Genomic DNA, 14,189 nt, shown 5'->3' with positions numbered 1-14,189 from the left:
CTTTTGTAATAGTTATACAATAAAGAAAGCATGGGTTTTATTTGTTTAAAGAACACAAAAATAAAGAATTTATGGTATTAAGACGAGTTGTTGTAACAGGTTTAGGCGCTCTCACACCCATTGGAAATAACATTGAAGAATATTGGAACGGGCTTATTAACGGCGTTAGCGGTGCAGCTCCAATAACCTATTTTGATGCTTCAAAATTTAAGACTCATTTTGCCTGCGAATTAAAAAACTTCAATGCAGAAGATTTTTTAGACAGAAAAGAAGCCAGAAAAATGGATCGCTATGCTCAATATGCAATGGTTTCGTCTGATGAAGCTGTACTTGATGCTGGTTTTAATTTTGAAAAATTAGACAAAGACAGAGTAGGTGTTATTTGGGGTTCTGGAATAGGCGGACTGGAAACGTTTCAAATTGAAATGTTGAACTTTGCAGCTGGAGATGGAACACCAAAATTTAATCCCTTCTTTATTCCAAAAATGATTTCTGATATTGCGGGTGGCCATATTTCAATAAAATACGGATTTAGAGGTCCAAACTTCACAACTGTTTCTGCTTGTGCTTCTTCTACAAATGCTATTATTGATGCGTTCAATTATATCAGGTTAGGCCATGCAGATGCTATGGTTACGGGTGGCTCTGAAGCTGCAGTAACAATTGCCGGCATGGGTGGTTTCAATGCCATGCACGCTTTATCAACAAGAAATGATGATCCTAAAACAGCTTCTAGACCGATGGATAAAGACAGAGATGGCTTTATTTTGGGCGAAGGCGCTGGAGCATTAGTACTAGAAGAGTACGAACATGCAATCGCTCGTGGTGCTAAAATTTATTGTGAAATAGGCGGTGGCGGTATGTCAGCAGATGCGTATCACATTACTGCTCCGCATCCTGAAGGACTTGGCGCTAAAAATGTAATGTTAAACTGCTTGAGAGATGCTGGTTTACAAGCGACTGATGTTGACGGTGTAAACATGCACGGAACTTCAACACCTCTTGGTGATATGGCAGAATCTAAGGCGATATTACATGTTTTTGGCGAACATGCTTATACCATGAATTTAAATTCAACTAAATCCATGACGGGCCATTTACTTGGAGCAGCTGGAGCGGTCGAAACAATTTCTTCGATCCTTTCGTTAAAACACGGAATAGTACCTCCTACAATAAATCATTTTACTGATGATGAAAACATAGATTCTAAGCTCAACTTCACATTTAATAAAGCGCAGAAAAGAGAGATGAATGTGGTTATGAGTAATACTTTCGGTTTTGGAGGTCACAATGCTTGTGTATTGGTAAAAAAATTAGAACTTTAATTCTATATGCGTATAATCAAAAAAATATTTTCAAAATCCCGTTCTCCAGAAGACGGGATTTTTTTTGATTCTATTCAGAAAATTTTAGGGTTTTCTCCTATAAATCTTGATTATTATAAAAAAGCATTTACCCATAGGTCCTCCAATCGTCTTGATGTTTTAGGAAATCCAATCAATTATGAACGATTAGAGTTTTTAGGTGATGCAATGCTAAGTGCGGTTATTGCTGCCCATTTATTCAGTAAAGCCCCCGCAGGCGACGAAGGTTATTTAACAAAAATGCGTTCAAAAATTGTTAGCCGAGAACATTTAAACGAATTAGGTAAAGATCTAAATCTAGTACAATACATAGAAAGCAAGGTACCACTACAGCATTTTGGCGAAAACATACATGGGAATATCTTTGAATCATTAGTTGGAGCAATATACTTAGACGGAGGTTATGCGTATTGCGAAAAATTCATTCAAAAGAGAGTTATCATTCCCTATGTAGATATTGCCAGACTTGAAGGAAAAGTAATAAGTTATAAAAGTTTAGTCATAGAGTGGTGCCAAAAAGAGAAAAAAATATTTCATTATGATATCTTTGAGGACAATGCCATTGATGGACAACGCTTATTTGGTGTCAAACTTAGTATTGACAATAAAGTGATTGCAAAAGCAAGAGCTACCTCTAAAAAGAAAGCCGAAGAAAAAGCATCCCAACGCGCTTATTTTGCATTTCAAGAAAAAATGGATAGAAAATAACTTCAATATTCATAAAACTATATCGTTTTCGTTCATAAATTAACAAAAACATCCCGTTTTGGGGAGTTGATACTTCAGTAGAAATACTATATTTACATCTTATTTTTTCATGAAATGGCTGTTCATAAACTGGATCTTGGCGAATTTGACGAAATAGATTACTATCTTATTGCCATTCATACTTCCTTAGAGGACTATCGATTGGCATTTTTTATTAATCAAAAGTTGCCTGTAAATCTAAGTAAAAGCGACGATGAAATTCAAATCAATATAAAAGAAGGAGAAACTAATTTTTCCAGATTTTATTATAACAATATCGAAAGTAGCATTTCCTGGAATTTAATTCAAAATAAAAACGAGGTCGTCCAGTATAAAAAAGGAAACGCTACAAATCTATTTTCAGATGTAACCATGGAAGTAGCTACAAAAGTCTTTTTACTACCTGAATTTAAAAAAGTGGATTATTTTTTGAAAATTGAAAATAACGGCGATACGATGGATGTATCCAAAATTCAGCTCCTATTAAATACCATAGACAGCATATCAACTGTTTACATAGTAGATACAAATAAAATAAAATCTAAAAACAATTTAATTTTTTAATACAAATGCTTACAAACAAAAAAACTAAAATTGTAGCCACACTTGGGCCAGCATGTAGTACAAGAGAAATCATTAAAGACATGATTGACGCCGGTGTGAATGTGTTTCGAGTAAATTTTTCGCATGCGGATTATGAAGATGTGAAAGAGAAAATAAATCTGATACGAGGTCTTAATGAAGAATTTGGCTACACAACAGCAATCCTGGGTGACCTACAAGGTCCAAAACTTCGTGTAGGAATTATGGAAGAAGGAGTTGTAGTACGAGATGGTGACCTAATTACATTTACCACTGCTGAGGACATCCTTGGAACCGCTAAAAAAGTATTCATGAAATACAAAAACTTTCCAAATGATGTAAATCCAGGGGAAAGAATATTACTTGATGATGGTAAACTAATCTTCGAAATTGTTGAGACTGATAAAAAATCAGAAGTTATTGCAAGAGTAATTCAAGGAGGAGAATTAAAATCTAAAAAAGGCGTTAACTTACCCAATACAAAAATATCACTACCGGCACTGACGGAGAAAGATATTGCAGATGCAATTTTTGCGATTGGCCAAAACGTAGACTGGATTGCCTTATCATTTGTAAAAACACCAAGAGATTTACAAGACCTACAGGAATTGATTGCAGAGCATTCTGAGTATAAAATTCCAATCATTGCCAAAATAGAAATGCCGGAAGCGTTAGAAAATATAGACAAAATTGTTGCCTATTGTGATGCATTGATGGTTGCTCGTGGAGATCTAGGTGTTGAACTTCCTGCTCATGAAGTACCTTTAGTTCAAAAAGAATTGATTCGCAGAGCTAAAACAGCTCGTATTCCTGTAATTGTGGCTACACAAATGATGGAAACAATGATCACCAGCCTTACGCCAACTCGTGCAGAAGTAAATGATGTGGCCAACTCAGTGATGGATGGTGCAGATGCAGTGATGCTTTCCGGAGAAACAGCAACTGGAAATTATCCCGTTCAAGTAATTCAAAAAATGACACAAATCATTGAAGCGGTTGAAGATTCTCCACTGATTCAAGTACCCCAAAATACCCCACAGATAAAAACCAAACGCTTTATTACTAAAACAATATGTCATCACGCTGCAACCATGGCTAATGTAATCAAAGCTAAAGCAATTTGTACCTTGACAAATAGTGGCTATACCGCATTTCAAATTTCAGCTTGGAGACCTAATGCACATATTTTAGTGTTTACCTCAAACAAAAGAATCCTTACTCAACTTAATTTATTATGGGGTGTAAAATCGTTCTTCTATGAAAAAACAGTAAGTACTGATGATACAGTAACGGATATAAACGAAATTGTACGACAAAAAGGTTTTGTACAAAAAGGGGATTATCTTATTAACTTAGCAGCTATGCCAATTAAAGACAAAGGAATGGTTAATACCTTAAGGGTTTCTGAAATAGAATAAAAGCCATTTAAACAAATATTATAAATCCGTCTCGTTAGATAAACAAGACGGATTTATTGTTTTTCAGAAAATAAAAAACTCTATTTACTTCAAAAAATTTAAGAACAATTAAACAGTCTTCTGCAAAATAAAATTTACATTTGAATAACAAAAATTATATCAACCATGAGTTTTAATTCAAAAAATCCATTTTTAAATAACAAAACTTTTTCGGCTGCAGTCTCAAAAAAAGAGGAAATACATCAAGCGACGATTATTGATTATAACGACGAGATGACTTTATCAGGCACTATCAATAAGAGTTTAATCTTATTTCTACTCCTTACCGCTTCTGCAACAGTAATCTGGTGGTTAACGTTTAATGGCATGAACCCGATGGTTCCGGCCATAGGAGGCGCTATTGTTGGGCTCATTCTAGTAGTGACTGCTGCATTTAAACCACAATATTCTCCGTATTTAGCTCCCGGCTATGCGGTGTTTGAGGGTTTATTTATAGGTGGGATTTCTGCTATATTTGAAGCGATGTATCCCGGTATAGTACTCCAAGCCGTTGGAGCAACATTTATAACTTTTATGATTTGTCTGGGACTGTATAAATATAAAATTGTAAAAGTGACAGAACAATTCAAATCAGTAGTTGTGGCTGCTACTTTAGCCATCGCAACGTACTACCTTATATCGTGGATGTTTTCCCTTTTCACTAGTTTTGAACCGGTACATTATGGCAACTCCATGATGAGTATTGGAATTAGCGTTTTTGTTATAGTGATTGCGGCTTTAAATTTATTTTTAGACTTTGATCGCATTGAAAAAGGTGCTGAACAAAAAATGCCGAAATTTATGGAATGGTATGGAGCAATGGGATTAATGGTTACCCTGGTATGGCTATATATTGAGTTTTTACGATTACTTTCTAAATTGAACAGTAAAAACTAATAGCATGGTTTCATTAAAAAAGTAAAAACCTTTCTAATTGGAAAGGTTTTTACTTTTTTATGCAGCTTTTTCAAAAGCAATGTAATGACTTAGCTGTCCTTTAATATTGAAAACCGGAAATCCCTTTATCAAACAGGCATAAATATCTCCGTTTTTTTTATAATTCATAACCGTTTTCTCAAATGGCTCCTGGTCTGCTATTGCCTTACGGATCTCATTTGAAATGGTTAGATTTGTGGCCTTTCCTTGAAACATTTTTGGACTTTTCCCCAAAACTTCGGCTTCCACATATCCATTCATTTTTTCTATGTTATGTGAAGCAAAAACGATCTTAAATTTAGCATCTGTAACAATTATTACTTCTTCTTTAAGGCTGTTTCTTAAATCCCAGTTGTTATGAATCCACCTGTTTTGTGAAGCAATTGAATTGAGCTTGTTTATATCCAAAAAAAAGTTTTTTACTGCTGTTAAAAAATTATTGTGAAAATCCCAGCAATAAACGGGAACCGTTTTAACACTCAAGCTATTGTGATACAAAGCTATAGCATCTTCATATTGTTTAAGATTAGTCATGATTTTTCTATTTAAAAGTCAAATGTAATTTTATTTACAAATATAAAATAACAATTATAAGACTTTAACCATTGTTGAACGCACCAAACACTAAATTAAAAATCAAATTTTAATTGCACCACCACAAATTTCTTCTCCTCAATGTTTAAGTTACTTAATGATATTCCTAGTAAACGGACGGAATCCTTCATACGCTCCTGATATAGTAATTCCTTTACGATTTCTAAAATTAATCCTTTATCTGAAATAAAGTAGGGTAACGTTTTACTTCTAGTTTGTTGCGTGAAGTCACTATATTTGATTTTTAAAGTAATCGTTTTTCCTGCTATACTGTGTTTTTTTAATCTTTTTTCTAAGGTAGTCGCAATACTTTCTAATTTTTCTATCATAAAAATTTCAGATGACAGATTCACATCAAAAGTATGTTCCGCAGCAACTGACTTTGTAATCCTATTAGATTTCACTTCACTATTATGAATTCCTCGAACCACGTTAAAATAAAAATTACCTGATTTCCCAAAATGTTTTTCCAAAAACTCTAAGGACTTCCCTTTTAGTTCCACTCCTGTAAAAATACCCAACTGGTACATTTTTTCAGTGGTAACTTTCCCTACGCCATGGAATTTCCGAATGGGTAATTCTTCCAGAAATAAAATAACTTCATCTGGAGTGACAGTTTTTTGTCCATTAGGTTTATTGAAATCACTAGCGATTTTTGCGACAAACTTATTAACCGATATTCCTGCCGAAGCAGTCAGACCTACTTCATTGAAAATACGTTGCCGTATTTCCTGAGCCAATAAAGTAGCACTTGGGTTTCCTTTTTTATTATTAGTAACGTCTAAATAAGCCTCGTCGAGCGATAATGGCTCTACCAAATCCGTATACTCATAAAAAATCTTTTGAATTTTATCCGAAATTTCCCTATACCGATCAAACCTTGGTTTTACAAAAATAAGTTCGGGACAATTTTTCTTGGCCATTATGCCACTTATTGCACTACGAACCCCGAATTTTCTGGCTTCATAACTCGCAGCAGCCACTACCCCGCGATTTTCAGATCCTCCCACCGCAATAGGCTTACCTCGCAATGATGGATCATCCATTTGCTCCACCGAAGCGTAAAAAGCATCCATGTCAACGTGTATAATTTTTCTATTTGGAATTAATTCCTGCATGATAAACAAATTATTAATCGCTCCTTTTTCGACTCTCTTGTACCAACTTACAAATCTTTAGGCACTTCAGTATGTAAATAATTTTTGACTACAATGGATTTTTGCTTCTCTTCTGTGGGGAAAAAGAAACTTAAAGGTCTTGATTTAAAATGGATCCAAATAGAAATCATCACAAATCGTAATTCAAATAATGAGATGGCCCTAGAACGGAATGCAAGACCTAAAGAAAGACTGAAACTAACCATAAAGTTAACCAATCCCATTATTCCTATTCCGAAAATTCCCCAAAACAACATGGAATCACTTACTTCATAATTTGCTCCATATAATCCCAACGCTAAGTTTCCGCTACCAAAGGTTATGTGCCTGACATCAAGGTTTAATCCTAAGAACAACCCAATCGAAACGGTACTCCCCATGAATATACCAAACCAAAAATTAGAAATAATACCAGCCCATCTTTTTTCATACAGTTTAGCTAGCTTCAAAGTGCTAGTTTTTCCAAAACTCCTTTTTAGCCAGGGATGCTCTATAATTCTGAAATAAACTTGATTGTGTTTGTCTCTGTTAGCTACACTCCCCGAAATAATTCCTGATAGAAACAGGAATACTCCTGCAATAGCAGCGTGAAAAATAGCCAATGAATGTATTGGACTTAAATCAATAAGCAACCTTTCCCACTTGGATGCGGCAATATTATAATCTAAAAAATAATCAATTAACCAAATGCCAAGTAATGATATTGGAAAAGCCATTATTACATTGCCTACAAAAGCAATGAACTGAGAGCGAAAAACACGTGCAAAAAGAATAGAAAAAGCTTTATATTTTTCGGAATCCTTACCTTGTTTTAAACCCCCTTCTTCAAGCGCTTTAATCAATGCCGAAGCCGTCATGGCCGGTTGCTTTGTTGCTAGAGTAAACCCTAATAGATAAATAGTGATAAATCCCAGAGCGTAGTTTACGCTATAAAGAAACGCATGTCCAAAAAAACTGGTATCCACCTTAGCAAGCATTACTTTAATAACACATAAAATACCCACTATCAAACCACCTCCTAATGCCGTTCGGAACATTTTAAAATATTCATGACGGTTTTCTGTAATATAATGTTCTCCCGTTTTAGCTGTATGCTGTGTTATTTCATACGATATCAATTGTGTGCTTTCACCAATGAATTTGCGAACATTATTCTTGTAACAATTGTATTTTATCAACTGCAACATTAATGCAATTGCATTACTCCTTTTTTGTTCCTCTTTATCTATTATTAACAACGGAATTAAATGCTTTAATCGATCTAATTGTTGCCTTATTTTTAATAAGTTTTGATTTACACGAAGCGAAATCCCATACTTTGAACTGTTATGAAACGCTTTGTCGACAAAACTTTCACATTGTTTATGCAAAACTAATAACTGAGCATAAGACAAATCATGTGAAGTAATAAAATGATTATCTGAATTTCTGATCTTATCTTCCAGATGAAATAATTCTTTTTCATAAGCAGAAAATGGGCTTGCATAATCATCAAACTCGGGTACCATTTTGATTACATCCGTTTCCATAGCCCGCCCACTAATGCGCTGAGTGATTAGGTACATTGCAAACAACAATTCTGACAAAGCTGAATTTTGTACCGGATTTTCATAAATGGATTTAAATTTTAGAAGACTGTATAATTCTTCCAACTGACCAACCGGAATCTTGTTCATCCAGATCGTATCTGTAGCTAAATAGAATACCTGATTAAGAATGTATTCTAAAGTATTTATTTGAGGCTGATAGGGCAAAACCTTCGCGAAAATTCTTTTTTTGACTTCAAAAATAAAATCTACATCTTGTAGAATAGCTGCGTCAGATAGTATTTTATTGAACTTTTTATCTTTTAAAATTTCTTTAAGGTAAATGGAAAGCTGTTTGCGACAAGAATAATTTTCTTTTAGAAAAGAAATAATTTCTTGTAAGTCTACCGTTTCTACTTTTTTAGCTTTCAACGGGCGAATGAGCCTTATCAACTCAATTAAGGGTACTAAACTGTCATTTGTTTCTCGCCAAGATTCTGCTTCACCAAAAAATTCAGTTAGTATTCCTGCTGGTGTTGACTTTGATTTTACTTTGAAAAATTCTATCATGACTCCATTCAATTTTTGTAAAAATACAAATCAAAAAAGAACTTTCAGCAACTTACTCATAAAATAGCGATTACAAAAAACCACGAAACTTTTAGTTTTTTATTTTAAATTGTTATTTTCTATTGGCTTAGAGAAGACTATCCAAGTCAAAATTTAAATTCTAAAAATAGGGACATAAAGCGTAAACCCAAAAAGTAAAATATTTGATACCTTTGAGCAAGGCATTCATCCTATAAATTGAAAATAGTAGACTAAAAAAACCTCTTTTTAATATAAAAAAGCGATTACAGAAGCTTTTCCCAATACAATTTTTATCCGTGCAAAACCAAAGCTGATTATCAAAATGAATGCTCAAGATATTTTAAAAACAACAAAGAAATGATTGAAATAGAAAGAAAATTTTTAGTTAAAAACGATTCGTTCAAAAAAGAAGCTTTCGCAGAAAGTCCTATTGCACAAGGTTATTTAAGTTCCGTTCCAGAGCGAACAGTACGTGTACGCATAAGAGCTAATAAAGGATATCTGACTATAAAAGGCGCTTCTAATAGTAATGGACTCTCTCGTTTTGAATGGGAAAAAGAAATTCCTGTTACCGAAGCTAAGGCACTATTGCTTTTATGTGAAAAAGGAGTCATCGATAAAACTCGTTTTGAGATAAAAAGCGGAAACCATATAATCGAAGTGGATGAGTTTCATGGCGAAAATGAAGGATTGTTAATCGCCGAAATTGAACTTGATTCAGAAACCGATGTCTTTGAAAAACCAAATTGGCTCGGGCAAGAGGTAAGTGGAGACGTACGGTACTACAATGCCTATATAAGTACTAATCCTTTTAAAAAATGGTAATTATTTTGCCATTATTTCTATGGTCACTTGCATTCCTCCGCTACTTTTATTAGACGTAATATCCATAAATGCACGTTTTGAAAGATCAATTTCTCTAGACTTTACAAAAGGTCCTCTATCTGTTATTTCGACAACCACAGATTTTCCGTTCTTCTCATTAGTCACCCTTACCTTAGTCCCAAAGGGTAACTTTTTATGTGCTGCCGTGTATTTATTATTATCAAATTTTCGGCCACTAGTGGTTCTCCGCCCATTAAACTTATCCGCATAATAAGAGGCATGAGCCTCTTTCTTGAAAGGTTTGAAAACCGCTAATACATTAACCAGAGAATCTATTCTTTTTTCTTCAATATCAGGTGCCATTTTACTCTTTTTGATAGAGTCTCTTTGAAAGGAAGCTTTTTGTCTATCGCTCATAGAAGTTTGACTACTGACTAAGCTAATGACTGCCAGTAAAAAAAACAAAGTAATTGATTTTTTCATATATATTGTATTAGTTGAATCTATTTTACAAAAACCATACCTAGATAAAAAAAGCTCTATTTCTAGAGCTTAATTCGTTTTTTATAACCAGATATTCCATGGAATTCTACTCAAAATAAGGACTAAACCTAAACCATAAAAAATTGAAAAGGTTTTAAATTTTGATTCACTCGAAATTATTTTTTTATGTTTAGACCAACCTATTGTAATTAATACAATTGCAATAATATTTATTAATGGATGTTCCAATGAAGTCAGACGTAATGCCTTATCCGCCATTTGTCCTAAAGAAGCGAAACCTAACGGGGATACAAAATATAAAATGACACCAATCAATAATTGGATGTGGATTGCTATTAAAGCAAACAATGCAATTTTTCGATCTTTTGAAGCGAACTCTTTTTTAGAAAACAATCCGATGAAGGAGTTAACCACTGCAACCACTAATACCAAAAGCGCTAAATAAGCCCATCCAGAATGAAATTTTTGAATAAAATCGTACATAAATAATATTTTTGTTTTAACAAATATAAGAAAAAAAGGCATAAAAAAACCACGCTTTTCAACGTGGTTTTAAATATTCAATAGCTTAAAATACGCTTATTTACCAAAAATGTATCTAAGTGTGAATTGTGCTTGCCAAACATCAAAAGTTGAAGCATTTTTCTGGAAAGTATCTTTAATTAAAATTCTACTTCCATCAGCTTCTACTTGAGTTGCTAATTGGAAAAACGGTACATTCACAGTAGCTGTTCTGTAATTCAAGACATTTGCATTAGTCACCCTTTGTGTAACTCCCCAATCTTTATTAATAAAATTGGTAAAGTTTAAGATATCTGCTCTGAATTGGAAATTGTTCTTTTTTCCTGCGATTGTAATATAAAAATCTTGAGTTGCTGATAAATCCAAACGATGTAACATAGGTAAAACCCCTCCGTTTCTCTGTGCATACTGCCCTCTTCTTGTAGAAAGATATTTATCTTGACTGATGTAAGAATCATACGCTTGTTGTTGTTGTGCTTCAGTATATGTAGTTACAACATTAACTCCATTTACAACATTTGTAACTGGCAATGGTTGAAAACGAATCTCATTTCCATTTTTAGGAACGTAAATCAAGTCATTATTGTTTACTCTATCACCATTCATATCTCCTCCGTAAGAGTACGAAAATGGTCCTGCTTGCTCTCCAATATACCCTAAGTTGATTGAAGTCGCCGCACCAACATTTTTACCATATTCGATTTTGTATCCTAAAATACCAACTAATCTATGTGGTGTGTTGTTGTTAGACAATGCTAATGGTAAATTGTTATTTCCATTTACAGATCTAGCACCAGTCCATGAACCAGAAGCAATAGAACCTGGAGATAATAAATCGTTAGCACTTGAATGTGTGTAAGCAAAAGATCCCCAAAGACCTTTTTTGTATGGATACTCTAATTTAAAAGTTGTAGAATAAAAATATCCTCTATCCGTATTAGTTAAAACTACCGCACTTGAAACATTGTCATTTACACGAACACCCGCATCCGTACGCGCATATCTTGGTCTGTTATCCGGACCACTGAAAGTTCCAACAGGCGCATCAAAATTACTATTGTAATAATGGATCGCATTAATATTTCTTTGAAAAATCCCTTCTATTGTACCTACAAAACCTAAAGGAAGTTTTTGATCAACTGCAACATTGGTTTTCCAAACTTGAGGAAACTTAAATTTTTTATCGGTGAAAGCCAATTCAAATGTAGTTGGAAGAGTTGGTGTATTTGGAATAAAATAATCATTAGGATTTGGAGTAAAACCATATCCTCCTGATGCTAATGCTGTACCACTCACGTCAACAAATCCTGTAAGTACTCCATTATTACCAATCGCATTCGATAAATAAACAGAAGGTGCTCTACCGGTAAATACACCACTACCTCCACGAAGAAGCGTAGATGAATCACCGTTTAAATCTAAATTAAAACCAACTCTAGGCTCTAACAAATACTGCGTTTCAGGCATCTCCCCAGTATTAAACTTTTGCCCTTGTGCAAAAGTTAATGCAGTAACTGCTGGATTTTCAAGAGCCGTATCAGCAAACCAAACTGCTGAAGCACGAAGACCAACTGTTAATTTGAATCTATCACTCAATTTCATTTCGTCCTGAGTATACAAATCTAATTTATTAGACTTAAATACTTGTAATGGTTCTTGAGCTCCCGGCAATGCAGAATATCTAAATTGGAAACGTGCAGGAAGTGCTGTTGTAGATGGCGCTCCTCCAGTATTTGCTGATTGATTAGCCGCTGCATAAAAATCAGTTAATGAATTAAATACATAAACACCATTAGAACCAGAGAAAAACAAATTACTAGATTTGAAATGTTCAAAATTAGAACCAAACAATAAAGAATGTTTTCCAATAGTTTTAGTCAAATTATTGGTAAAATGTAAAGTAGAATATGTCAATTTATTTCCTTGTGTGAATGGATCTAATCCTGCAGAAATAAATGTGTTTGATCCATTTAATATATCAATCGTTGGGAACAAACCACCACCTTGTAATGCTCTATCTTCAATTTGTTTGTCGTAACCCGCAATAAAGTTGTTGTACCAAGAATTACTTAATTTACTGTTTAATTCTAAAACTGCTGATCTCGTATTATCTAAAATAACATAACCACTGTTTTTAAAAGACATAGCAAGCGGACTTGTTCTTCTGTTTCCAAAACCTAATGAATTTGAGTTTGATGTCAGCTCATCAGAATTTGAGTTATGAAAAACATAACGAGCCGTCAATTGATGATTGCTATTAATATTCCAGTCAACTCTGGCAAGGAATTTTTTTGAAATTCTTTCTGCATCATAATTCTCCCAAGGCCCAGTCGTGTAATTAAACTTGTCTCTTAAAAAATTAGAAAGTGTTTCCATTTGCGCATAAGTAGGCGCCGAAACTTGAGCACTTGGTTGTGGTGAACCTGTAGAAGTCCAAGTGGTAGCCGGGCTTATGTTTTCTATAGTTTCAAAATTTCCAAAGAAAAATAATTTATCTTTAATGATTGGCGCACCAATTCTGGCTCCCCAAATCTTTTCTTCAAATTTTCCAGGAACTACTGTTCTTTCCCCTGCTTTAGTTCCTATAAAGTCTTTCTTATTGCTTCGGAATGAATGGTAAACTGATCCTTCCACTTCGTTTGTTCCACTCTTAGTAACTGCATTTATTCCAGATCCTAAAAATCCTGATTGACGAACATCATAAGGAGCTATACTTACTTGCAATTGTTCGATTGCATCTAAAGAAATAGCTGTTGAACCTGTTCTTCCTCCTGCTTGTGAATCACTACCTAAACCAAAACCATTATTAAAAACAGATCCATCAATAGAAAAATTGTTTAATCTTGAATCTTGCCCTCCAAAAGTACCATTACTACCCGCATTGGCATTGTACTTTGTAATTGAGTTTATAGAACGTGCGCCTGTTACCGGTATAGCTGTAATTTCTCTATTTGTGAATTGTTGAGATGCTCCAGTTCTACCTTTATTAAAATTTCCTTTAGATTTTGTAGAAACAATTACTTCATTCAAAGCATTTGATTCTTCTTCTACTACAACATTTACAGTTAAATTATTTCCTAAAGGTGCATTGATTTCAGTAATTTCTGTTGTTTTATAACCTACGTAAGTTACTTTTACGGTGTAAGGACCACCTGGTCTAATTCCTTGAACTGCATACCCTCCATTAGCACTTGTCGTAGAAAAATATTTCGTTCCTGTAGGCTTATGAACAACCTCAACTGAAGCTCCAGGAAGAGTTTCTCCAGAATTTGATTTAACAGTACCAGACATAGCAGAACTAGTAACCTGCGAATGACCTACAACTGATAAAAAAATAATCAAAATAAAAATAATTCTTTTCATTTTTGTTTTTTTGTTTAGTTT

Annotated in this window: 12 protein-coding genes; 6 read left to right on the top strand and 6 right to left on the bottom strand. The window is 34.0% G+C overall.

Annotated features, from left to right (window positions below; all coding sequences use genetic code 11):
* The first annotated feature begins 71 nt into the window (after positions 1–71).
* The 5 genes from fabF to AC0608_RS04895 all read left to right on the top strand — a co-directional run bounded on the left by fabF (position 72) and on the right by AC0608_RS04895 (position 5,047).
* Positions 72–1,325: a beta-ketoacyl-ACP synthase II gene (gene fabF, locus AC0608_RS04915; RefSeq protein WP_417959183.1), complete on the top strand. Its 1,254-nt coding sequence runs from the start codon at positions 72–74 to the stop codon at positions 1,323–1,325.
* A gap of 6 nt (positions 1,326–1,331) precedes the next feature.
* Positions 1,332–2,072: a ribonuclease III gene (rnc, locus tag AC0608_RS04910; protein WP_417959182.1), complete on the top strand. Its 741-nt coding sequence runs from the start codon at positions 1,332–1,334 to the stop codon at positions 2,070–2,072.
* Positions 2,073–2,186: 114 nt separating this feature from the next.
* Entirely contained in the window at positions 2,187–2,675 is a 489-nt protein-coding gene (locus AC0608_RS04905; protein WP_478288315.1) for an IPExxxVDY family protein, read from the top strand.
* A 5-nt stretch (positions 2,676–2,680) separates the two neighbouring features.
* On the top strand, positions 2,681–4,111 hold the full coding sequence (gene pyk, locus AC0608_RS04900; protein ID WP_417959180.1) for a pyruvate kinase: 1,431 nt from the start codon (positions 2,681–2,683) through the stop codon (positions 4,109–4,111).
* Between the two features lie 165 nt (positions 4,112–4,276).
* Entirely contained in the window at positions 4,277–5,047 is a 771-nt protein-coding gene (locus AC0608_RS04895; RefSeq protein ID WP_417989755.1) for a Bax inhibitor-1/YccA family protein, read from the top strand.
* Positions 5,048–5,104: 57 nt separating this feature from the next.
* Here AC0608_RS04895 and AC0608_RS04890 read toward each other — a convergent pair whose 3' ends face one another.
* From AC0608_RS04890 to AC0608_RS04880, 3 genes are all read right to left on the bottom strand, one after another.
* Positions 5,105–5,620, bottom strand: a complete 516-nt coding sequence (locus AC0608_RS04890; RefSeq protein WP_478288314.1) for a PAS domain-containing protein — start codon at positions 5,618–5,620, stop codon at positions 5,105–5,107.
* Positions 5,621–5,715: 95 nt separating this feature from the next.
* Positions 5,716–6,798 carry a DNA polymerase IV gene (gene dinB, locus AC0608_RS04885; protein WP_478288313.1) on the bottom strand — a complete coding sequence of 361 codons (1,083 nt, stop codon included), beginning with the start codon at positions 6,796–6,798 and terminating at the stop codon, positions 5,716–5,718.
* 47 nt (positions 6,799–6,845) lie between these two features.
* Positions 6,846–8,933, bottom strand: coding sequence for a transporter-like protein (locus AC0608_RS04880; protein ID WP_478288312.1), 2,088 nt, complete (start codon positions 8,931–8,933; stop codon positions 6,846–6,848).
* Between the two features lie 378 nt (positions 8,934–9,311).
* Here AC0608_RS04880 and AC0608_RS04875 point away from each other — a divergent pair, with 378 nt between their 5' ends.
* Positions 9,312–9,779 (top strand): CYTH domain-containing protein, encoded by a 468-nt coding sequence (locus AC0608_RS04875; protein WP_417959175.1) that lies wholly within the window; start codon positions 9,312–9,314, stop codon positions 9,777–9,779.
* Here the strand turns inward: AC0608_RS04875 and AC0608_RS04870 are convergent, their stop codons facing one another.
* The 3 genes from AC0608_RS04870 to AC0608_RS04860 all read right to left on the bottom strand — a co-directional run bounded on the left by AC0608_RS04870 (position 9,780) and on the right by AC0608_RS04860 (position 14,168).
* Positions 9,780–10,196 (bottom strand): septal ring lytic transglycosylase RlpA family protein, encoded by a 417-nt coding sequence (locus AC0608_RS04870; protein WP_417959174.1) that lies wholly within the window; start codon positions 10,194–10,196, stop codon positions 9,780–9,782.
* 147 nt (positions 10,197–10,343) lie between these two features.
* The gene (locus AC0608_RS04865) at positions 10,344–10,766 is read right to left on the bottom strand and encodes a hypothetical protein (RefSeq protein ID WP_417959173.1); all 423 of its coding nucleotides are present in this window, start codon (positions 10,764–10,766) and stop codon (positions 10,344–10,346) included.
* A gap of 96 nt (positions 10,767–10,862) precedes the next feature.
* Positions 10,863–14,168, bottom strand: a complete 3,306-nt coding sequence (locus tag AC0608_RS04860) for a TonB-dependent receptor (RefSeq protein ID WP_417959172.1) — start codon at positions 14,166–14,168, stop codon at positions 10,863–10,865.
* Positions 14,169–14,189: the final 21 nt, after the last annotated feature.

It is taken from the genome of Flavobacterium sp. GNP008, assembly GCF_056428965.1.
Note: the sequence above shows the minus strand (reverse complement) of the source record. Positions and strands in the feature narration are given on the sequence as shown.

What these genes read in the sequence shown, in the direction of transcription:
- AC0608_RS04880 (WP_478288312.1), bottom strand. Translation starts at nt 8,933, where the DNA reads ATGATAGAATTTTTCAAAGTAAAATCAAAGTCAACACCAGCAGGAATA.
- AC0608_RS04860 (WP_417959172.1), bottom strand. Translation starts at nt 14,168, where the DNA reads ATGAAAAGAATTATTTTTATTTTGATTATTTTTTTATCAGTTGTAGGT.
- fabF (WP_417959183.1), top strand. Translation starts at nt 72, where the DNA reads ATGGTATTAAGACGAGTTGTTGTAACAGGTTTAGGCGCTCTCACACCC.
- rnc (WP_417959182.1), top strand. Translation starts at nt 1,332, where the DNA reads ATGCGTATAATCAAAAAAATATTTTCAAAATCCCGTTCTCCAGAAGAC.
- AC0608_RS04895 (WP_417989755.1), top strand. Translation starts at nt 4,277, where the DNA reads ATGAGTTTTAATTCAAAAAATCCATTTTTAAATAACAAAACTTTTTCG.
- AC0608_RS04890 (WP_478288314.1), bottom strand. Translation starts at nt 5,620, where the DNA reads ATGACTAATCTTAAACAATATGAAGATGCTATAGCTTTGTATCACAAT.
- AC0608_RS04865 (WP_417959173.1), bottom strand. Translation starts at nt 10,766, where the DNA reads ATGTACGATTTTATTCAAAAATTTCATTCTGGATGGGCTTATTTAGCG.
- AC0608_RS04875 (WP_417959175.1), top strand. Translation starts at nt 9,312, where the DNA reads ATGATTGAAATAGAAAGAAAATTTTTAGTTAAAAACGATTCGTTCAAA.
- pyk (WP_417959180.1), top strand. Translation starts at nt 2,681, where the DNA reads ATGCTTACAAACAAAAAAACTAAAATTGTAGCCACACTTGGGCCAGCA.
- AC0608_RS04870 (WP_417959174.1), bottom strand. Translation starts at nt 10,196, where the DNA reads ATGAGCGATAGACAAAAAGCTTCCTTTCAAAGAGACTCTATCAAAAAG.
- AC0608_RS04905 (WP_478288315.1), top strand. Translation starts at nt 2,187, where the DNA reads ATGGCTGTTCATAAACTGGATCTTGGCGAATTTGACGAAATAGATTAC.
- dinB (WP_478288313.1), bottom strand. Translation starts at nt 6,798, where the DNA reads ATGCAGGAATTAATTCCAAATAGAAAAATTATACACGTTGACATGGAT.